This window comes from Streptomyces sp. NPDC048751, assembly GCF_043198595.1.
Taxonomy (GTDB): Bacteria; Actinomycetota; Actinomycetes; order Streptomycetales; family Streptomycetaceae; genus Streptomyces.
The window spans coordinates 778,370-796,695 of the sequence record NZ_JBICUX010000002.1 but is presented as its reverse complement, the minus strand read 5'-3'; the positions used below and the strand labels follow the sequence as shown (position 1 = coordinate 796,695).

Here is an 18,326-nt window from a genome sequence, read left to right as displayed (position 1 = left end):
ACCACAGCGGAGCACCGGCTCGACGCCGGTGTTCAGCATGCAAGTCGGGTCGTTCGCGATCCGAAAAACTGGGGGTACGAAGAGTGAAGCCCATGCTCAAGCGTGGTGCCATGGTCGGCGCGGCCGTTGCCATGGCGATCGGTTTCGCGGCGGGTCCGGCTGCGGCCACCGACGTCGGCATCTCGCTGCCGAACGGCCGTGGCACCATGAAGTTCATCGACGACGGGGACAAGTTCCGGGTCTGCGACACCAAGGCCGACGGCGAGGGTGTCACCGGCTACGTCAGGCAGCTCAGGGCCGACGGGCGCATCGTCACCATTCTGACCATCGACGATGGTGGCGACGCCGGCTGTGACGAGAAGGAGACCGACCTCATCGGCCGGACGCCCCACGACATGATGCTGTGCTGGCACGGTGGTGGCTGCGTGGTCTCCCCGGTGATCAGGGAGAGCTGAGCCCAGCGAGGCACTGAAGCCCCGGTTGACGCAGGCCACTCGATGTGCCCGCGTCAACCGGGGCTTTGTCACGCCCGGCGGGATGCGTCTGCGGCTTCGGCGCACGTCTGTACGTACGCGTATCCTGGTGGGCCGCGATACCAGTGGCCAGGAGGCGCGTTCCCATCATGGTGCAGATCAAGACCCCCGAGCAGATCGCCAAGATGCGTGAGGCGGGGCTGGTCGTCGCCGCCATCCACGCGGCGACCCGTGAGGCCGCGGTGCCCGGGGCCACGACGAAGGATCTGGACCAGGTCGCCCGCAAGGTGCTCGCCGAGCACAACGCCAAGCCGAACTTCCTCGGCTACGGCGGCTTCCCGGCGACGATCTGCACGTCCGTGAACGAGGTCGTCGTCCACGGCATCCCGTCCGACGACGTCGTCCTCAAGGACGGGGACATCATCTCCATCGACTGCGGCGCGATCATCGACGGCTGGCACGGGGACGCGGCGTACACCGCCTTCGTGGGCTCCGGTCACGCGCCGGAACTGGTCGAGCTCTCCCGGGTGACCGAAGAATCCATGTGGGCGGGCATCGCCGCGATGAAGCAGGGCAACCGCCTGGTCGACGTCTCCCGGGCCATCGAGACGTACATCCGCCGCCAGCCCAAGCCCGGCGGCGGCAAGTACGGGATCATCGAGGACTACGGCGGCCACGGCATCGGCACCGAGATGCACATGGACCCCCATCTGCTCAACTACGTGGACCGCCGCCGAGGCAAGGGCCCCAAGCTGGTCCCCGGCTTCTGCCTCGCCATCGAGCCGATGGTCTCCCTCGGCACCCCGAAGACCGAGGTCCTCGAGGACGACTGGACCGTCATCACCACCGACGGCACCTGGTCCTCCCACTGGGAACACTCAGTGGCTCTGACCGAGCAGGGCCCCCTGGTCCTGACCGCTCCGGACGGTGGCAGGGCGAAGCTGGCGGAGTACGGCGTGACAGTGGCTCCGGATCCCCTGGCATGACCGCGGTGCTGAGCCGCGACCGCCGGTCGGAGGCCGGCGCAGCCACTCGACCCCTTGCATGATGTGGCGCTGTGTGGGGCAGGCTTTCTCGATTCGTGTTTCAGGGTGCGCTGACGTAGACTGACTCGTCGGCTCTCGTGCACCCGCATGCCTGCATGCGCTCGTACGGAGTCGATCAAGGTAGTCGATTCGAAGGGCGAAGCGTGGCCAAGAAGCAAGGTGCCATCGAGATCGAGGGCACTGTCGTCGAGTCTCTGCCGAACGCCATGTTCAAGGTCGAGCTCCAGAACGGCCACCAGGTCCTGGCACACATCAGCGGCAAGATGCGTATGCACTACATCCGCATCCTCCCTGACGACCGGGTCGTGGTGGAGCTGTCTCCGTACGACCTGACGCGTGGCCGGATCGTCTACCGGTACAAGTAGATCTTGCCCCACGTCCCGCGTTTCCCCGCGGGGCCGCCGGCAACTGACCCGGAGAACCTCACATCCCATGAAGGTCAAGCCGAGCGTCAAGAAGATCTGCGACAAGTGCAGGGTGATCCGCCGTCACGGCCGGGTCATGATCATCTGCGAGAACCCGCGCCACAAGCAGCGCCAGGGCTGATCGCGAGCAGATCGCACCCTCTGCTTTTCGTAGAGACTTCGCGCGACGCGAGCTGAATATGTTCATACGCAGATCCCAGGCGAGCGATCGCCTGACACCCCCGGTTCGGAGGCCGGGGACCTGGTTCGTACCTGATACGGCGGCCGGGATCCGGTTCTGTGGAAGACCTCCGAGGATCAACTGGAGCCATTGAATGGCACGCGTTTCCGGTGTTGACATCCCGCGCGAAAAGCGTGTGGAGGTCGCCCTCACCTACGTGTTCGGCATCGGCCGGACCCTTTCGCAGCAGACGCTGGCCGAGACCGGCATCGACCCCAACACCCGCGTTCGCGACCTCTCCGAGGAGCAGCTCGTCGCGATCCGCGAGTACGTCGACAACAACATCAAGACCGAGGGTGACCTCCGTCGCGAGATCCAGGCCGACATCCGCCGCAAGGTCGAGATCGGCTGCTACCAGGGTCTGCGTCACCGCCGCGGCCTGCCCGTCCGCGGTCAGCGCACCAGCACCAACGCCCGCACCCGCAAGGGCCCGCGTCGCGCCATCGCCGGCAAGAAGAAGCCGGGCAAGAAGTAGTCCGCAGCGGACGCCTGTCCACGGTCTTCGCTGTAGGACCGACCACCTCCCGTAGGAGTTAGAAGATGCCCCCCAAGGGACGTCAGGGCGCTGCCAAGAAGGTGCGCCGCAAGGAAAAGAAGAACGTCGCTCACGGCCACGCGCACATCAAGAGCACGTTCAACAACACGATCGTCTCCATCACGGACCCGTCCGGCAACGTGATCTCCTGGGCCTCCGCCGGCCACGTCGGCTTCAAGGGCTCCCGGAAGTCCACGCCGTTCGCCGCGCAGATGGCTGCCGAGTCGGCTGCCCGCCGCGCCCAGGAGCACGGCATGCGCAAGGTCGACGTGTTCGTGAAGGGCCCGGGTTCCGGTCGTGAGACCGCGATCCGCTCCCTGCAGGCCACGGGCCTCGAGGTCGGCTCCATCCAGGACGTCACCCCGACCCCGCACAACGGTTGCCGTCCGCCGAAGCGTCGTCGCGTCTGACGACCGCTTCGTCCGGTCTGTGGTTTCGGGCGGTACGGCACCGTAAAGGGGCCGTATCGCCCGTACCCTTGCAGTACCCGCGCTTCTCACGGGCGCGGTTTCCGTCGGGCGTCAAATAGCGGGCGTCCACGAAAGAAGGATCTGATCCACACATGCTGATCGCTCAGCGTCCCTCGTTGACCGAAGAGGTCGTCGACGAGTTCCGCTCCCGGTTCGTGATCGAGCCGCTGGAGCCGGGCTTCGGCTACACCCTCGGCAACTCCCTCCGCCGCACCCTCCTGTCGTCGATCCCCGGTGCCGCTGTCACCAGCATCCGCATCGACGGCGTCCTGCACGAGTTCACCACCGTGCCGGGCGTCAAGGAGGACGTCACCGACCTGATCCTCAACATCAAGCAGCTGGTCGTCTCCTCGGAGCACGACGAGCCGGTCGTGATGTACCTGCGCAAGCAGGGTCCGGGTCTGGTCACCGCCGCCGACATCGCGCCCCCGGCCGGTGTCGAGGTGCACAACCCCGACCTGGTCCTCGCCACGCTCAACGGCAAGGGCAAGCTGGAGATGGAGCTGACGGTCGAGCGTGGCCGTGGTTACGTCTCCGCCGTGCAGAACAAGCAGGTGGGCCAGGAGATCGGCCGTATCCCGGTCGACTCCATCTACTCGCCGGTTCTCAAGGTCACGTACAAGGTCGAGGCGACTCGTGTCGAGCAGCGCACCGACTTCGACAAGCTGATCGTCGACGTCGAGACCAAGCAGGCGATGCGTCCGCGTGACGCCATGGCCTCCGCCGGTAAGACCCTGGTCGAGCTGTTCGGTCTCGCCCGCGAGCTGAACATCGACGCCGAGGGCATCGACATGGGTCCGTCCCCGACGGACGCGGCGCTGGCGGCCGACCTCGCGCTCCCGATCGAGGAGCTCGAGCTGACGGTCCGCTCCTACAACTGCCTCAAGCGTGAGGGCATCCACTCCGTGGGTGAGCTCGTGGCGCGTTCCGAGGCCGACCTCCTGGACATCCGCAACTTCGGTGCGAAGTCCATCGACGAGGTCAAGGCGAAGCTGGCCGGCATGGGCCTGGCCCTGAAGGACAGCCCGCCCGGATTCGACCCCACGGCCGCCGCCGACGCCTTCGGCGCCGACGACGACGCGGACGCGGGTTTCGTGGAGACCGAGCAGTACTGATCGGTTGTTGCCGGTGAGCATCCGCTCACCGGGTTCCTGACCCCGGTACCTGACACGGCCGGGGCAGATACCAAGGAGAAAGAAATGCCGAAGCCCACCAAGGGTGCCCGTCTGGGCGGCAGTGCCGCGCACGAGAAGCTGCTTCTCGCGAACCTCGCGAAGTCGCTGTTCGAGCACGGCCGTATCACCACCACCGAGGCGAAGGCCCGCCGCCTGCGGCCGTACGCCGAGCGTCTGGTCACCAAGGCGAAGAAGGGCGACCTTCACAACCGCCGTCAGGTGCTCCAGGTCATCACGGACAAGAGCGTCGTCCACACGCTCTTCACCGAGATCGGCCCGCGCTACGAGAACCGTCCGGGTGGCTACACCCGTATCACCAAGATCGGTAACCGCCGTGGCGACAACGCGCCCATGGCTGTCATCGAGCTGGTCGAGGCGCTGACCGTTGCACAGGCTGCGACGGGTGAGGCCGAGGCTGCGACCAAGCGTGCGGTCAAGGAGGCGGAGGAGGCCAAGGCCGCCGAGGCGACCGAGGCCGAGGACGCTGCTGAGGCTCCCGCCGAGGAGTCGAAGGACGCGTAAGCGTTCTGCCGGGGACTGATTCGTCGGCGAGTGCGGCTTCGTCGTGGCTTGTCGCGCAGTTCCCCGCGCCCCTGAAGGGCGTTTTGCGGGTCCGTTCCTTTCGAGGGGCGGGCCCGCTTTTGTGTTGCTGAGAGGATCTCTGTGTGAGTGACGAAGTACAGCCCGGGCATGTCCGTGTGCGCCTCGACCTTTCCTACGACGGCACCGAGTTCTCCGGGTGGGCCAAGCAGGCCGGGGGGCGGCGGACCGTGCAGGGGGAGATCGAGGATGCCCTGCGGACGGTTACGCGGGCGGGGGAGACCACGTACGAGCTGACCGTGGCGGGGCGGACCGATGCCGGGGTGCACGCGCGGGGGCAGGTGGCGCATGTGGATCTGCCGGAGGGGGTCTGGCGGGAGCATCACGAGAAGCTGCTGAAGCGGCTCGCCGGGCGGTTGCCGCGTGATGTGCGGGTGTGGGCGCTGCGGGAGGCGCCCAGTGGCTTCAACGCCCGCTTCTCGGCCGTCTGGCGGCGGTACGCCTACCGGGTCACCGACAACCCGGGGGGTGTCGATCCGCTGCTCCGCAACCACGTGCTGTGGCACGACTGGCCGCTCGACGTCGACGCGATGAACGAGGCGGCGCAGCGGCTGCTGGGGGAGCACGACTTCGCGGCCTACTGCAAGCGGCGGGAGGGGGCCACCACCATTCGTACGCTCCAGGAGCTGAGCCTGGTCAAGGGTGCCGACGGGATCATCACCGCCACCGTGCGGGCGGACGCCTTCTGCCACAACATGGTGCGCTCGCTCATCGGGGCGCTGCTGTTCGTGGGGGACGGGCACCGGGGGGCGGAGTGGCCCGGGAAGGTGCTGGCCGCCGGCGTACGGGACTCGGCGGTGCATGTCGTACGGCCGCACGGGCTGACGCTGGAGGAGGTCGGCTACCCGGCGGACGAGCTGCTGGCCGCGCGCAGCAAGGAGGCGCGCAACAAGCGGACGCTGCCCGGGGCCGGGTGCTGCTGACCCGGCCTCGGGCGGAGGCGGTCAGGAGTTCGCGGCAGCGGACGCCTGGGCCTCGCCGCGCCTGCGGATCTGGCGGAAGGTGAACTCGGCGATGTCGTCGCCGGCCGAGAAGACGGCCGTGTCCTTCGTGGTCACGTCCTTGCCGTTGGTGAAGCCGGCGATGGTGAAGTAGGCGTAGCGGCCGTAGGAGTTGGTGGTCGAGCGGCAGACGGCGCCGTCGCAGAAGGCGCCCACGCCCTGGCCGGTGAGCGACTTCACGATGCTCTTGCTGTCGGCCTGGCCCTTGGCCTTGGTGGCCTGGGCCTCGGTGTCGAACACGGCCACGCCGACCGTCACCGCCACGCCGCCCTTGGTGTAGGTGACGCGCATCAGCCGGGTGCAGCCGTTGTCCTTGAGGACCTTGGGCAGCGTGCCCTGGACGGCCGAGGCGCAGTCGGTGGTGTCGCCCTTCGGCCCCTTCTTGTACACGGTCGAGCCCATGGTGAGCTGCGTGCCCGGGAAGAGGATGTCCGGGCTGTTGGAAGCCTTGTCCTTGTCCTTGCTGGAGACGAACTCCTTCGGGTCCAGCGGGGGTGGGGCGCTGGTCGGCGCGAACGACGGTGCCGTGGCGGACTCGCTCGGGAGGCCCGAGGTGGCGGGCAGCGAGGACGTGGGCCGGTTGGCCTCGTCGCTGCCGTTCGCCGACACCACGGCCATGGCCACGGCCGTGCCCACGGCGAGCGTGGCGACCACACCGCCGCCGATGAGGAACAGCCGACGGCGCCTGGCACGTGTCTCCGACGCTTCGGCGAGCGCGGCCCAGTCCGGAGAGTCGCCGCTACCGCCGTTCCACGGCTGCTGCGAATTCGGTTTCCAGGGATCCCACTGCGACTGAGGTCCCCCCTGCCCATAGCTCATGGGGCGCATCTTAGACGGGACATGGGGTGTGCTGTTCCGCGCCGACAGCCTTCGCAGCACTTAGCGTTCCGTCAATGAGGACGGGCAAAAACGACATCTCCGGGTGGTTGGTGCGACGGGCGCCCTGGCAGTCGTGGGTGGTGCTCGCGGCGGTGCTGGGGGCGACGGCGGCCCACGTGGCGCGGGCGACCCCGGACGGCGGGATGGACAACGCGATCGTCGTCCGGGCGGCCCGGACCTGGCTGGCGGGGGGTTCCCCGTACGACGATCCGCACTTCCTGTACCTGCCGAGCGCGGTGCTCGCCGCCGTTCCGCAGGCGCTGCTGCCGCAGGAGGTGCTGCGGGTGCTGGTCCCGCTCGCGGTCACGGGGTGCCTGGCCGTGGGCTGGGCCTGTGCCCTGCGTCTGCACGGTGTCCCGCTGCGCAGCCGATTCGCCGCCCTGGGCCTGACCGGGCTAGCGGCCGGCTTCGCGCCCTTCGCGCACCTGGTCCTGCTCGGCAACTGGACCGTGACCGCGGCGCTCACGCTGCCGCTGGGTCTGCTCCTGGCGAGCCGGGGCCGGTGGCTGGCGGCGGGGGCGGTGATCGGCGCCGCGGTGGCCCTGAAGCCGCTGCCGGCGCCGGTCGCGCTGCTGTTCGTCTTCGCCGGCCGTCGGCGGGCGCTGGGTCTGCTGGTCCTGGTGCCGACGGGCGCGTCCGCCCTCTCGGCGCTCCTGCTGCCCGACCCGGCGGGCTTCTTCACCCGCACCCTGCCGTTCCTGCTGCGCGGCGACGACGCCTTCGTACGGCTCTACGAGGCGTCCCCGGCCGCGGTGCTGCCCCGGCTCGGGGTGCCGGTGGCCCTTGCCGAGGCCCTGGCCGTGCTGGCCTGCGCCGCCGGGGTGGTCTGCGCGTACCGGCGCTGGCGCCGGGCGGATCCGGGCCCGCTGCGCCTCGCCGAGACCGCCACGACCCTGATGCTCTCCGTGTTCCTTGTCTCACGGCCGTCGTACGACCACTACCTCCTGGTCGTGCTGCCGCTGCTGCTCGCCGGAGTGCCGTACGTCGGCTCGGCCGCCCGCGGTCCCTGGTTCTGGCTCGCGCTGGTGCCACAGCTCACCGGTCTGACCTGGCCGTATCTGGAAGCGGGGCGGCGGCGGGCCTTCAAGGACGCGGTGACGCTGTGTGCTCTCGTGGTGACGATGATGTGCCACTGCGTCCGGGCCAGACCCTCCGGGGGCTCCAGGGCGTTCGTCGCACCGCGCCGGGAGGGAGGAACGGCCGGTAAGGTGAGAACCAGCAGTGATCCCGCGTTTTGACCCCTCAGGGGCGACACGGGTATCCTGCTTGTTCGTTGTGTATTGGCTTGCTCATTCTCACGGGACGGGCCCTTACACCGGTCCACCGGGCCGATGACCAGCGACCAGCACGCGGTTTGCGTCACCGCAGTGCGGTCTGGGCTGTCGTGATCGTCTTCGGTGACCTGTCAGGACCATTCACTGAAGAAGCGAAGGCTACGAACCGTGCGTACGTACAGCCCCAAGCCCGGCGATGTGACGCGCCAGTGGCACGTCATCGACGCTCAGGACGTTGTCCTGGGCCGTCTCGCCAGCACTGCCGCCTCCATCCTGCGCGGCAAGCACAAGCCGATCTACGCCCCCCACGTCGACACCGGTGACTTCGTCATCATCATCAACGCCGACAAGGTGCACCTCTCGGGCAACAAGCGGACCCAGAAGATGGCGTACCGCCACTCGGGCTACCCGGGTGGTCTGCGCTCCGTCCGTTACGACGAGCTGCTCGACAAGAACCCCGAGAAGGCCATCGAGAAGGCCGTCAAGGGCATGCTCCCCAAGAACACGCTGGGCCGTCAGATGCTCTCGAAGCTGAAGGTCTACAAGGGTGACCAGCACCCCCACGCTGCGCAGCAGCCGGTGCCGTTCGAGATCACCCAGGTCGCGCAGTAAGTCCGGCCACCCCCTAAGACTGAACAGAATCTGAGGAGAATCGTGGCCGAGACCACCACCGAGCAGCCGGTCGAAGAGACTGAGCTCGTCGACATCGACAGCTACACCACGGAGTCGGACGTCCCCGTCGAGGGCGAGTACACCTCCGAGTCCATGGCCTCCCGCTTCGGCGACCCGCAGCCGGCCGCCGGCCTGGGCCGTCGCAAGAACGCCATCGCCCGCGTCCGGATCGTCCCGGGCTCCGGCAAGTGGAAGATCAACGGTCGCACCCTCGAGGACTACTTCCCGAACAAGGTGCACCAGCAGGAAGTCAACGAGCCCTTCAAGGTGCTCGAGCTCGAGGGCCGCTACGACGTCATCGCCCGCATCGCCGGTGGCGGTGTCTCCGGTCAGGCCGGTGCGCTCCGTCTCGGTGTCGCCCGTGCGCTGAACGAGGCCGACGTCGACAACAACCGCGGCGCGCTCAAGAAGGCCGGCTTCCTCAAGCGCGACGACCGTGCGGTCGAGCGCAAGAAGGCCGGTCTGAAGAAGGCCCGCAAGGCCCCGCAGTACAGCAAGCGCTAATCGCTCGCTGCCTGCACGTACTCCGAACGCCCCGGCGGCACGCCTGTGCCGCCGGGGCGTTCGTTTATCACAGCCTTCGGGCGTATAACGGCACAAGACGCTCACAGGCTTGTGCGATCGGATGATCAGGCATCGTAGGCCTGGTACGCGGAAGTCCCGTGCGTGGGCCGCACCGGCACAGGACTTCCGTCACTGACGCTTCCTCAGGAGGACACGTGGGACGACTCTTCGGCACGGACGGCGTGCGCGGTGTCGCCAACGCGGATCTGACGGCCGAGATGGCGCTCGGTCTGTCCGTCGCGGCGGCGCACGTACTGGCTGAGGCGGGCACCTTCGAGGGCCACAGGCCGACCGCGGTGGTCGGACGGGACCCCCGGGCGTCCGGCGAGTTCCTGGAGGCCGCCGTGGTCGCCGGCCTCGCCAGCGCCGGCGTCGACGTCCTGCGCGTCGGCGTGCTGCCGACACCCGCGGTCGCCTACCTGACCGGCGCGCTCGGCGCCGACCTCGGCGTGATGCTCTCCGCGAGCCACAACGCCATGCCCGACAACGGCGTCAAGTTCTTCGCCCGCGGTGGCCACAAACTCGCCGACGAGCTCGAGGACCGCATCGAGTCCGTCTACGACGAGCACCGCACCGGCGCGCCCTGGGACCGGCCGACCGGCTCGGGCGTCGGACGCGTACGGACGTACAGCGAGGGCTTCGACCGGTACGTCGCCCACCTCATCGCCGTCCTCCCCAACCGCCTCGACGGGCTGAAGATCGTCCTCGACGAGGCGCACGGCGCCGCCGCCCGGGTCTCGCCGGAGGCGTTCGCGCGCGCCGGCGCGGAGGTCATCACCATCGGCACCGAGCCGAACGGGCTCAACATCAACGAGGGCTGCGGGTCGACCCACCTCGACAAGCTGAAGGAAGCGGTCGTCTCGCACGGCGCGGATCTCGGCATCGCGCACGACGGCGACGCGGACCGGTGCCTCGCCGTGGACCACACGGGCGCGGAGATCGACGGCGACCAGATCCTCGCGGTGCTGGCCCTCGCCATGCGGGAGCGGTCCGTGCTGCGGTCCGACACCGTCGTGGCGACCGTCATGTCCAACCTCGGCTTCAAGCTCGCGCTGGAGCGGGAGGGGCTGACGCTCATCCAGACGGCGGTCGGTGACCGGTACGTGCTGGAGGAGATGAAGGAGCACGGATACGCCCTCGGCGGCGAGCAGTCCGGGCACGTGATCATCCTGGATCACGCGACCACCGGGGACGGCACGCTGACCGGGCTCATGCTGGCGGCTCGGGTCGCGCAGACGGGACGGACGCTTCGGGAGCTGGCGTCCGTCATGGAGCGGTTGCCGCAGGTGCTGATCAACGTGCCGGACGTCGACAGGTCGCGTGTCGGGGACTCGGCCGAGCTCGCTGCTGCCGTGAGTGAGGCGGAGCGGGAGCTGGGGGCTACCGGGCGGGTGCTGCTGAGGCCCTCCGGGACCGAGCCGTTGGTGCGGGTGATGGTCGAGGCGGCGGATATTGATCAGGCTCGGTCTGTGGCTGGGCGGTTGGCCGATGCGGTGAAGTCGGCGCTGGGGTAGTTGGCAGGGCCGGGGAGGAGGCGGGGCTTCTGTGCGTTGCGGGCCGCGGGTTCGTCGTGGCTGGTCGCGCAGTTCCCCGCGCCCCTTTGGCGGTGCTGTTCTACCGCTTGATTGCACGTTGACGAGACCAGAGCCATTTCTGGGCCAGCAGGGTCATCGTTCCCGCCAGGACGATGCCCATGAGGTTCAGGAGGAGTTGTTCTGTTGAGCCCCAGGTCTGGTTCGTGTCGCCGTAGCTGAGGGCCACTGCCGCGTTGGCGGCTGCCGGGACCGTCGTCACCGAGATGGCCACGCCCACCAGGGCGCCGGACTTGGCGGAGGTCAGGGAGAGGGTGCCGGCGATACCTGCGAGGACGGCGACGATGAAGGAGAAGGCGTCGGGGGCGTAGACGAAGCCGGTCTGGGGGCGGTCGGCCTCCAGTTGGGCCTTGCTGAACAGGTCGAGGGCGTCCATGAAGAGGCTGAAGCCCACGGTCACCGCCATGGCCGCGGCGAAGCCCACCAGGAGTGCGATCAGTGAGCGCAGGGCCAGGCGCGGGGCCCGCTGCACGATCGAGGTGGAGATGCCGGCGAGCGGACCGAACTCCGGGCCCACCGCCATCGCGCCGACGATCAGGACCGCGTTGTCCAGCACCACACCGCAGGCCGCGATCATCGTCGCCAGTGTGATGAAGGCGAGGTAGGTGACGGAGAGAGTCGACTCCTCGTGGGTGGCGTCGGTCAGGTGTTCCCACAGGACCGCGTCCGCGCCTTCGCCCGGCGCCTCCGCCTCGGCCTTGTCGGCTCGCTTGGAGAGCGACAGGTCGATGTTCTCGACGGCGATCGAGCCGCTTTTGTCCAGGCCCAACTCCTGGAGGGCGCTGAGGAGTTCGTCTCCCGCCTCACGGGCGACGTCGCACAGGACGACGTCTCCCGCCGGGTTGCGGGCGGCGCCCGGCAGCACGACGAGATGCGTGGTGCCGACCGTCCTCTCGATCAGACGGACCACGTCGTCGGTCTTGTCGGACGGTGTGATCAGGCGCAGATGCAGCATGACGCCTATCTAACAGGTCGCCGTCACAGCTTCCGCAGCCGCAGTCGCTGCACCTTGTGGTCCTGGCCCTTGCGCACGACCAGGGTGGCCCGGCCGCGGGTGGGGGCGATGTTCTCCACCAGGTTGGGCTTGTTGATGGTGCGCCACAGGGTGCGGGCGTAGTCGAGGGCCTCCTCCTCGGAGACCTGGGTGTACTTGCGGAAGTACGAGTTCGGGTTCTGGAAGGCGGTCGCGCGCAGTTTGCGGAAGCGGCTGAGGTACCAGTGCTCGATGTCCTCGGTGCTCGCGTCGACGTACACGCTGAAGTCGAAGTAGTCGGCGAGGCCGACACGGGTGCGGCCGTCGCTGCCGGGGAGGGCGGGCTGGAGGACGTTCAGGCCCTCGACGATGAGGATGTCGGGGCGGCGGACCGTCAGGCGCTGGTCGGGGACGATGTCGTAGATGAGGTGGGAGTAGACGGGGGCCGTCACCTCGTCCTTGCCGGCCTTGATGTCGGCGACGAAGCGGGTGAGGGCGCGGCGGTCGTAGGACTCGGGGAAACCCTTCCGCGACATCAGGCCCCGGGCCTCCAGTTCCCTGGTCGGGAGCAGGAAGCCGTCCGTGGTGACCAGTTCCACGCGCGGGTGCTCGGGCCAGCGGGAGAGCAGGGCCTGAAGGAGGCGGGCGACGGTGGACTTGCCGACGGCGACCGAACCGGCGACGCCTATGACGAAGGGGGTGCCCGACTGGGAGCCCTGTTCGCCCAGGAAGGTGTTGAGGGCGCCTCTGAGGCCGTCCGTGGCGCCGACGTAGAGGTTGAGGAGGCGGGAGAGCGGGAGGTAGATGTCCCGCACCTCGTCGAGGTCGATGACGTCACCGAGGCCGCGCAGCTTCTCGACCTCCTCGGCGGTGAGCGGCAGCGGCGTCTTGTCGCGCAGCGCGCTCCACTCGGCACGGGTGAGGTCGACGTAGGGAGTCGCCTCCGGCTTGTGCCGGTGGGCGCTCCGGGGCATCGAGGAGACCGGAGAGATCACAGTCCATTGTTAACGGAGTTTGAACGCGATGGCGGGTGTGCTCCGTCACGCTCGCCGTTGGAGTGGGTTTTCGTGGCCGTTCGGGGCTGTGGATTTCCGAATTCGGGCACGCGGCGCCGAAAAATGCCGGGCTTCGGCCCGTAGGCTGCGGCTCATGTGCGGAATCGTGGGATACGTGGGGTCGCAGTCGGCCCTCGAAGTCGTGATGGCCGGGCTGAAGCGTCTGGAGTACCGCGGGTACGACTCGGCGGGCGTCGCCGTGTTGGCGGACGGCGGGCTGGCCGCCGCCAAGAAGGCCGGAAAGCTGATCAACCTGGAGAAGGGGCTGGTGGACCGGCCCCTGCCGACGGGGACCACCGGCATCGGGCACACCCGGTGGGCCACGCACGGCGGGCCGACCGACGCCAACGCCCATCCGCACCTCGACAACGCGGGGCGCGTCGCCGTGGTGCACAACGGCATCATCGAGAACTTCGCCGTGCTGCGGGCCGAGCTGGCGGAGCGGGGCCACGACCTGACCTCCGAGACGGACACCGAGGTCGTGGCGCATCTGCTCGCCGAGGAGTACTCCTCCTGCGCCGACCTGGCGGAGGCGATGCGACTGGTGTGCGGGCGTCTGGAGGGCGCGTTCACGCTGGTCGCGGTGCATGCCGACGATCCGGACGTGGTGGTGGGGGCGCGCCGGAACTCGCCGCTGGTGGTGGGCGTCGGAGAGGGCGAGGCCTTTCTCGCCTCGGACGTCGCCGCGTTCATCGCCCACACGCGGTCGGCGATCGAGCTGGGTCAGGACCAGGTGGTGGAGCTGCGCCGGGACGGGGTGACGGTCACAGGCTTCGACGGCCACCCCGCCGACGTGCGCACGTACCACGTCGACTGGGACGCGTCGGCCGCGGAAAAGGGGGGTTATGACTACTTCATGCTCAAGGAGATCGCCGAGCAGCCCAAGGCGGTCGCCGATACGCTGCTGGGGCGCATCGACGCGTCCGGTTCGCTGACCCTGGACGAGGTGCGGATCTCCGCCTCGGAGCTGCGCGAGGTGGACAAGGTCGTCATCGTCGCCTGCGGTACGGCCTTCCACGCCGGGCTGATCGCCAAGTACGCCATCGAGCACTGGACCCGCATCCCGTGTGAAGTGGAGCTGGCGAGCGAGTTCCGCTACCGGGACCCGATCCTCGACCCGCGGACCCTGGTGATCGCCATCTCGCAGTCCGGCGAGACCATGGACACCCTGATGGCCCTCCGTCACGCCCGCGAGCAGGGCTCCAAGGTGCTGGCGATCTGCAACACCAACGGCTCGACGATCCCGCGCGAGTCGGACGCCGTGCTCTACACGCACGCCGGGCCGGAGGTCGCCGTCGCCTCCACCAAGGCGTTCCTGACCCAGCTGGTCGCCTGCTATCTGGTCGCGCTGTACCTGGGCCAGGTGCGCGGCACCAAGTGGGGCGACGAGATCTCCGCGGTCGTCCGCGACCTGGCGCACATCTCCGGCGAGGTGGAGCGGGTCCTGGAGACGATGGAGCCGGTACGGCGACTGGCGCGCACGCTCGCCTCGAAGAACACGGTGCTGTTCCTCGGCCGCCATGTGGGATACCCGGTGGCCCTGGAGGGCGCGCTGAAGCTGAAGGAGCTGGCGTACATGCACGCCGAGGGGTTCGCGGCGGGCGAGCTGAAGCACGGGCCGATCGCGCTGATCGAGGAGGATCTGCCGGTGGTGGTGATCGTGCCCTCACCGCGCGGCCGGTCCGTCCTCCACGACAAGATCGTCTCCAACATCCAGGAGATCCGGGCGCGGGGTGCGCGGACCATCGTCATCGCGGAGGAGGGCGACGAGGCGGTCGTCCCCTACGCCGACCACCTGATCTCGATCCCGGCCACCCCGACACTGCTTCAGCCGCTCGTCGCCACGGTGCCGTTGCAGGTGTTCGCGTGCGAGCTGGCCACGGCACGGGGGAACGAGGTGGACCAGCCCCGGAACCTGGCGAAGTCGGTGACCGTGGAGTGAGGTGAGGCGTCGAGAAGCGGGCGGCCCCGACGGTCACCTCGTGGGCTGGGCAGGATCTAAGGTGCAGCGCATGAGCATCATCGGGGTCGGGATCGACGTCGCCGAGATCGAGCGGTTCGCCGCGTCGCTGGAGCGTACGCCGGGGCTGGTTCGGCGGTTGTTCCGGGAGAGTGAGTTGTTGTTGCCGAGCGGGGAGCGCCGGGGCGTTGCCTCGCTCGCCGTGCGGTTCGCCGCCAAGGAGGCTCTGGCGAAGGCGCTCGGGGCGCCGCCCGGCCTGCTGTGGACCGATGCCGAGGTGTACGTCGAGGACAGTGGGCGGCCCCGGCTGCGGGTGACCGGGACCGTTGCGGCTCGGGCGGCGGAGCTGGGGGTGATGTCGTGGCATGTGTCGTTGAGCCATGACGCGGGGGTCGCGTCGGCCGTGGTGATCGCGGAGGGGTGAGGCGCCGGTCCGTGGCCCGACCCCGTCCGGCCTGCTTCAGCAGATGTTCTGGGTCGTGTTGACCCGGGTGAGGTTGCGGAACGTCGTGTTCTCGCCGCACGGGCTTTCCCGGATCGCCGAGTTCGTCATCGTCAGGTTCTGGACGGTGACGTCCTTGTTGTTCGGGAACTCGGAGCGGGCCGCGAGGCGGATCTCGCCGCCGCCGGTGACGGTGCCGCTCTGGGCGGCGAGGGTGACGTTGTAACAGTTCTCGATCAGGATCGCGTTGTTGCCGGTGTTGGAGAGCGTCACCTTGTCGATGACCGCGCCGCCGCTCTCCGACACGCAGAACACCCCGCGTCCGCCGCCGCGCGCGATGACCTCGCCGACGCGGATGTTGGTCGGATAGCCGCTGCCCACGCGGCCGTTGCGGTTGGCCATGCGGAAGGCGGCGTACCCGGTGCCGGTGCCCGCGTTGTCCGCGTCCACCTTTGTGACGGTGGCGTTGACGGTCTGGTTGAGCAGTAGCCCCGACTCGCCCACGTCACGGGCGGTGACCGTGCCGATGGTGAGCCCGTCGACGCCGTACGTCTCGACCGCGTGGCTGGACGCGCCGGAGACGTACACCGTGTCGATGCGGACGTTGCGCGTCCACTGGCTGGTGTCGCCGCGGTTGTCGATGCGGACGCCGAGGCCGCGGGAGAGGCGCATGTCGAGTTGGCCGAGGACCACGTTCTGGACGTTGCGCAGGAAGACGCCGTACAGCGGGGTGCCGGTCAGGTTGAGGTGCTGGACCTCGATGTCGCGGGTGCCGCGGGAGTAGATCGGGGCCTGGTCACCGGAACCCGTACCGGTGACGTTGATGGTGCCGCAGACGTCGAGGGCCGTGTAGCTGGGGAGGGAGATGCGTGAGCCGGCCGAGACGGAGCCCGAGCCCCGTACGACCACCCTTTCTTTGGCGGTGCGGCCGGCGGTGAGGCTGTTCACGGCCGCCTGGACCGCGGCGCGCAGGTCGGAGCCGGTGTAGACCGTGCTGCTGCCGCGCCGGGCCGTCCAGGTGCTGCCGTTGAGGACGGCTTCGGCCTGGTAGGAGCCTTCACCGCAGGCGGCGGCGCGGGCTGCGGCCGGGGCGCGGAGGGGGTCGCGGCGGGGGCCGCGGTGGCGGGGGCCGTCAGGGCGGCGGCAGCGGTGGCGAGGGTGGCGGCGGCTGTGGTGATGCGGCAGAAGAGTGCGGCTCTGCGTCCCATGAGGTCCGTACCGTCCGTCCTGTCGTCGAATCGAAGGGCCCGTGTTCGACTGAATCGATTCATCCTGTGGGGGCCGCGAGTTTGGCAAAGGGGTGGCAAAGCGTCAATGGGTGCGACGCGGTGAGGCGGGGACGGGGAAGACTCGACCGCATGCGTAGTGCGTACAGCGTGGAGACGGTCAGGACCGCCGAGCGGGAGCTGATGGCGAGGCTCCCGGAAGGGGCGTTGATGCAACGGGCGGTGGCCGGACTGGCCGCCGCCTGCGCCGACTTGCTGGGCCGGGTGTACGGCAGCCGTGTCGTCCTGCTGGTCGGCAGCGGCGACAACGGCGGCGACACCCTCTACGCCGGGGCCCGCCTCGCCCGGCGTGGCGCGGGGGTCACGGCGGTGCTGCTGGCGCCCGAGCGGACCCACGCGGGCGGTCTGGCGGCGTTGCGGAGGGCAGGTGGGCGCACGGTCGCACCCGGCGCCGGGGACGCGCTGATCGAGCGGGCCGATCTGGTGCTGGACGGCATCGTCGGGATCGGCGGCAAGGGCGGCCTGCGGCCGGACGCGGTGCCACTGGCGGCCGCCGCGGAGCGGTCGCGGGCCGCGATCGTCGCCGTGGACCTGCCCAGCGGCGTGGACGTGGACACGGGCGAGGTGCACGGGGCCGCCGTACGGGCGGATCTGACGGTCACGTTCGGTACGCACAAGCCGGGGCTGCTCGTCGACCCGGCGCGGGAGTACGCCGGGTCGGTCCGGTTGGTCGACATCGGGCTGGAGCTGCCCGCGCGGGCCGAATTGGAGGCCCTGCAGCACGCCGATGTGGCCCGGTTGCTGCCCAGGCCGGCCGCCGAGAGCGACAAGTACCGGCGGGGCGTGGTGGGCATCGCGGCCGGGTCCGCGCGCTATCCCGGGGCGGCCGTACTCGCGGTGGCGGGGGCGCTGCGGGGCGGTGCGGGGGCCGTGCGGTACGTGGGCCCCGCGGGGCACGCCGTGATCGCCCGGTTCCCGGAGACGCTCGTGTCGGACCAGGGGCCGCGGCGGGCGGGGCGGGTGCAGGCGTGGGTCGTCGGGCCGGGGGCCGGGGACGACGCGGCGACCGTGGCGGAGGTGCTGGAGGCGGAGGTGCCGGTGCTGATCGACGCGGACGGGTTGCGGTTGGCGGAGGTGGCGGCCGTGCGGGGGCGGGGGGCGCCGACCTTGATGACTCCGCACGCGGGGGAGGCGGCCGCGTTGTTGGGCGTGGCCCGCGAGGAGGTCGAGGGGGCGCGGCTGGCCGCGGTGCGGGAGCTGGCGGGGCGGTACGGGGCGACGGTGTTGTTGAAGGGGTCGACCACGTTGGTGGCGGACGCGGGGGGCGACGGCGTCGTGCGGGTGAACGCGACGGGCACCGGGTGGCTGGCGACCGCCGGGAGCGGGGATGTGCTGTCGGGGTTGGCCGGGTCCCTGCTGGCCGCGGGGCTGTCGGCGGTGGACGCGGGGAGCGTGGGGGCGTACCTGCACGGGCTGGCGGGGCGGTTCGCGGCGGAGGGGGCGCCGGTGGGTGCGCATGATGTGGCCGAGGCGGTGGGGCGGGCCTGGCGGGATGTGGTGTCGTGAGGGTTTCGCCCCCGTCGCCCTTACCCGTCCCATCCCCAGGGGCTCGGCCCCTTCGGCCCCGCCAGGGGGCTGCGCCCCCGGACCCCCGCTCCGGCCCTGGACGGGCCTCGTCCTCGGTCGCCGGACGGGCTGGATGATGTTGGTTGCTGTGGGCTGTCGGGTGGCTCTGAGACACTGG

Annotated in this window: 20 protein-coding genes; 16 read left to right on the top strand and 4 right to left on the bottom strand. The window is 69.7% G+C overall.

Going from position 1 to position 18,326, the window contains the following annotated elements:
• Positions 1–92: 92 nt before the first annotated feature.
• From ACGFNV_RS10560 to truA, 9 genes are all read left to right on the top strand, one after another.
• Positions 93–455 carry a hypothetical protein gene (locus tag ACGFNV_RS10560; protein WP_393621155.1) on the top strand — a complete coding sequence of 121 codons (363 nt, stop codon included), beginning with the start codon at positions 93–95 and terminating at the stop codon, positions 453–455.
• A gap of 167 nt (positions 456–622) precedes the next feature.
• Complete coding sequence (map, locus tag ACGFNV_RS10555; protein WP_393621153.1) at positions 623–1,459, top strand: type I methionyl aminopeptidase; 837 nt, start codon at positions 623–625, stop codon at positions 1,457–1,459.
• Positions 1,460–1,662: 203 nt separating this feature from the next.
• Positions 1,663–1,884 carry a translation initiation factor IF-1 gene (gene infA / locus ACGFNV_RS10550; RefSeq protein WP_003948620.1) on the top strand — a complete coding sequence of 74 codons (222 nt, stop codon included), beginning with the start codon at positions 1,663–1,665 and terminating at the stop codon, positions 1,882–1,884.
• Between the two features lie 67 nt (positions 1,885–1,951).
• Positions 1,952–2,065 (top strand): 50S ribosomal protein L36, encoded by a 114-nt coding sequence (gene rpmJ / locus ACGFNV_RS10545; protein WP_004984509.1) that lies wholly within the window; start codon positions 1,952–1,954, stop codon positions 2,063–2,065.
• A 193-nt stretch (positions 2,066–2,258) separates the two neighbouring features.
• Positions 2,259–2,639, top strand: a complete 381-nt coding sequence (gene rpsM, locus ACGFNV_RS10540; protein ID WP_020135802.1) for a 30S ribosomal protein S13 — start codon at positions 2,259–2,261, stop codon at positions 2,637–2,639.
• A gap of 65 nt (positions 2,640–2,704) precedes the next feature.
• Positions 2,705–3,109, top strand: a complete 405-nt coding sequence (gene rpsK / locus ACGFNV_RS10535) for a 30S ribosomal protein S11 (RefSeq protein ID WP_003956432.1) — start codon at positions 2,705–2,707, stop codon at positions 3,107–3,109.
• A gap of 152 nt (positions 3,110–3,261) precedes the next feature.
• A complete protein-coding gene (locus ACGFNV_RS10530) occupies positions 3,262–4,284 on the top strand; it encodes a DNA-directed RNA polymerase subunit alpha (protein WP_003966937.1) in 1,023 nt (340 codons plus the stop codon).
• A gap of 84 nt (positions 4,285–4,368) precedes the next feature.
• Positions 4,369–4,866 (top strand): 50S ribosomal protein L17, encoded by a 498-nt coding sequence (gene rplQ / locus ACGFNV_RS10525; protein ID WP_393621151.1) that lies wholly within the window; start codon positions 4,369–4,371, stop codon positions 4,864–4,866.
• 143 nt (positions 4,867–5,009) lie between these two features.
• Positions 5,010–5,867 carry a tRNA pseudouridine(38-40) synthase TruA gene (truA, locus tag ACGFNV_RS10520; protein WP_393621149.1) on the top strand — a complete coding sequence of 286 codons (858 nt, stop codon included), beginning with the start codon at positions 5,010–5,012 and terminating at the stop codon, positions 5,865–5,867.
• A 21-nt stretch (positions 5,868–5,888) separates the two neighbouring features.
• Here the strand turns inward: truA and ACGFNV_RS10515 are convergent, their stop codons facing one another.
• Entirely contained in the window at positions 5,889–6,764 is an 876-nt protein-coding gene (locus ACGFNV_RS10515) for a hypothetical protein (protein ID WP_393621147.1), read from the bottom strand.
• A 74-nt stretch (positions 6,765–6,838) separates the two neighbouring features.
• Here ACGFNV_RS10515 and ACGFNV_RS10510 point away from each other — a divergent pair, with 74 nt between their 5' ends.
• The 4 genes from ACGFNV_RS10510 to glmM all read left to right on the top strand — a co-directional run bounded on the left by ACGFNV_RS10510 (position 6,839) and on the right by glmM (position 10,848).
• On the top strand, positions 6,839–8,062 hold the full coding sequence (locus tag ACGFNV_RS10510) for a glycosyltransferase family 87 protein (protein ID WP_393621145.1): 1,224 nt from the start codon (positions 6,839–6,841) through the stop codon (positions 8,060–8,062).
• Between the two features lie 204 nt (positions 8,063–8,266).
• Positions 8,267–8,710: a 50S ribosomal protein L13 gene (gene rplM / locus ACGFNV_RS10505; RefSeq protein WP_037680366.1), complete on the top strand. Its 444-nt coding sequence runs from the start codon at positions 8,267–8,269 to the stop codon at positions 8,708–8,710.
• Between the two features lie 42 nt (positions 8,711–8,752).
• The gene (gene rpsI, locus ACGFNV_RS10500) at positions 8,753–9,274 is read left to right on the top strand and encodes a 30S ribosomal protein S9 (protein ID WP_393621143.1); all 522 of its coding nucleotides are present in this window, start codon (positions 8,753–8,755) and stop codon (positions 9,272–9,274) included.
• Between the two features lie 215 nt (positions 9,275–9,489).
• The gene (glmM, locus tag ACGFNV_RS10495) at positions 9,490–10,848 is read left to right on the top strand and encodes a phosphoglucosamine mutase (RefSeq protein ID WP_393621141.1); all 1,359 of its coding nucleotides are present in this window, start codon (positions 9,490–9,492) and stop codon (positions 10,846–10,848) included.
• A gap of 100 nt (positions 10,849–10,948) precedes the next feature.
• Here the strand turns inward: glmM and ACGFNV_RS10490 are convergent, their stop codons facing one another.
• Together ACGFNV_RS10490 and coaA are read right to left on the bottom strand one after the other, a co-directional pair.
• Entirely contained in the window at positions 10,949–11,881 is a 933-nt protein-coding gene (locus ACGFNV_RS10490) for a DUF389 domain-containing protein (protein WP_393621139.1), read from the bottom strand.
• A 23-nt stretch (positions 11,882–11,904) separates the two neighbouring features.
• A complete protein-coding gene (gene coaA / locus ACGFNV_RS10485) occupies positions 11,905–12,873 on the bottom strand; it encodes a type I pantothenate kinase (protein ID WP_393621137.1) in 969 nt (322 codons plus the stop codon).
• 175 nt (positions 12,874–13,048) lie between these two features.
• Between coaA and glmS the strand changes: the two genes are divergently transcribed.
• Entirely contained in the window at positions 13,049–14,896 is a 1,848-nt protein-coding gene (gene glmS / locus ACGFNV_RS10480; RefSeq protein WP_393621136.1) for a glutamine--fructose-6-phosphate transaminase (isomerizing), read from the top strand.
• A gap of 70 nt (positions 14,897–14,966) precedes the next feature.
• Positions 14,967–15,338 (top strand): holo-ACP synthase, encoded by a 372-nt coding sequence (locus ACGFNV_RS10475; protein ID WP_393621135.1) that lies wholly within the window; start codon positions 14,967–14,969, stop codon positions 15,336–15,338.
• A 36-nt stretch (positions 15,339–15,374) separates the two neighbouring features.
• Here the strand turns inward: ACGFNV_RS10475 and ACGFNV_RS10470 are convergent, their stop codons facing one another.
• Positions 15,375–16,304, bottom strand: a complete 930-nt coding sequence (locus ACGFNV_RS10470) for a hypothetical protein (RefSeq protein ID WP_393621134.1) — start codon at positions 16,302–16,304, stop codon at positions 15,375–15,377.
• 410 nt (positions 16,305–16,714) lie between these two features.
• Between ACGFNV_RS10470 and ACGFNV_RS10465 the strand changes: the two genes are divergently transcribed.
• Positions 16,715–18,148, top strand: a complete 1,434-nt coding sequence (locus ACGFNV_RS10465; protein ID WP_393621132.1) for an NAD(P)H-hydrate dehydratase — start codon at positions 16,715–16,717, stop codon at positions 18,146–18,148.
• Positions 18,149–18,326: the final 178 nt, after the last annotated feature.

Coding starts and splice junctions, on each gene's coding strand:
- rplQ (WP_393621151.1), top strand. CDS start 4,369: ATGCCGAAGCCCACCAAGGGTGCCCGTCTGGGCGGCAGTGCCGCGCAC.
- ACGFNV_RS10475 (WP_393621135.1), top strand. CDS start 14,967: ATGAGCATCATCGGGGTCGGGATCGACGTCGCCGAGATCGAGCGGTTC.
- rpsK (WP_003956432.1), top strand. CDS start 2,705: ATGCCCCCCAAGGGACGTCAGGGCGCTGCCAAGAAGGTGCGCCGCAAG.
- ACGFNV_RS10560 (WP_393621155.1), top strand. CDS start 93: ATGCTCAAGCGTGGTGCCATGGTCGGCGCGGCCGTTGCCATGGCGATC.
- ACGFNV_RS10515 (WP_393621147.1), bottom strand. CDS start 6,764: ATGAGCTATGGGCAGGGGGGACCTCAGTCGCAGTGGGATCCCTGGAAA.
- ACGFNV_RS10510 (WP_393621145.1), top strand. CDS start 6,839: ATGAGGACGGGCAAAAACGACATCTCCGGGTGGTTGGTGCGACGGGCG.
- glmS (WP_393621136.1), top strand. CDS start 13,049: ATGTGCGGAATCGTGGGATACGTGGGGTCGCAGTCGGCCCTCGAAGTC.
- rpsM (WP_020135802.1), top strand. CDS start 2,259: ATGGCACGCGTTTCCGGTGTTGACATCCCGCGCGAAAAGCGTGTGGAG.
- coaA (WP_393621137.1), bottom strand. CDS start 12,873: ATGCCCCGGAGCGCCCACCGGCACAAGCCGGAGGCGACTCCCTACGTC.
- ACGFNV_RS10465 (WP_393621132.1), top strand. CDS start 16,715: ATGCGTAGTGCGTACAGCGTGGAGACGGTCAGGACCGCCGAGCGGGAG.
- ACGFNV_RS10530 (WP_003966937.1), top strand. CDS start 3,262: ATGCTGATCGCTCAGCGTCCCTCGTTGACCGAAGAGGTCGTCGACGAG.
- rpmJ (WP_004984509.1), top strand. CDS start 1,952: ATGAAGGTCAAGCCGAGCGTCAAGAAGATCTGCGACAAGTGCAGGGTG.
- map (WP_393621153.1), top strand. CDS start 623: ATGGTGCAGATCAAGACCCCCGAGCAGATCGCCAAGATGCGTGAGGCG.
- ACGFNV_RS10490 (WP_393621139.1), bottom strand. CDS start 11,881: ATGCTGCATCTGCGCCTGATCACACCGTCCGACAAGACCGACGACGTG.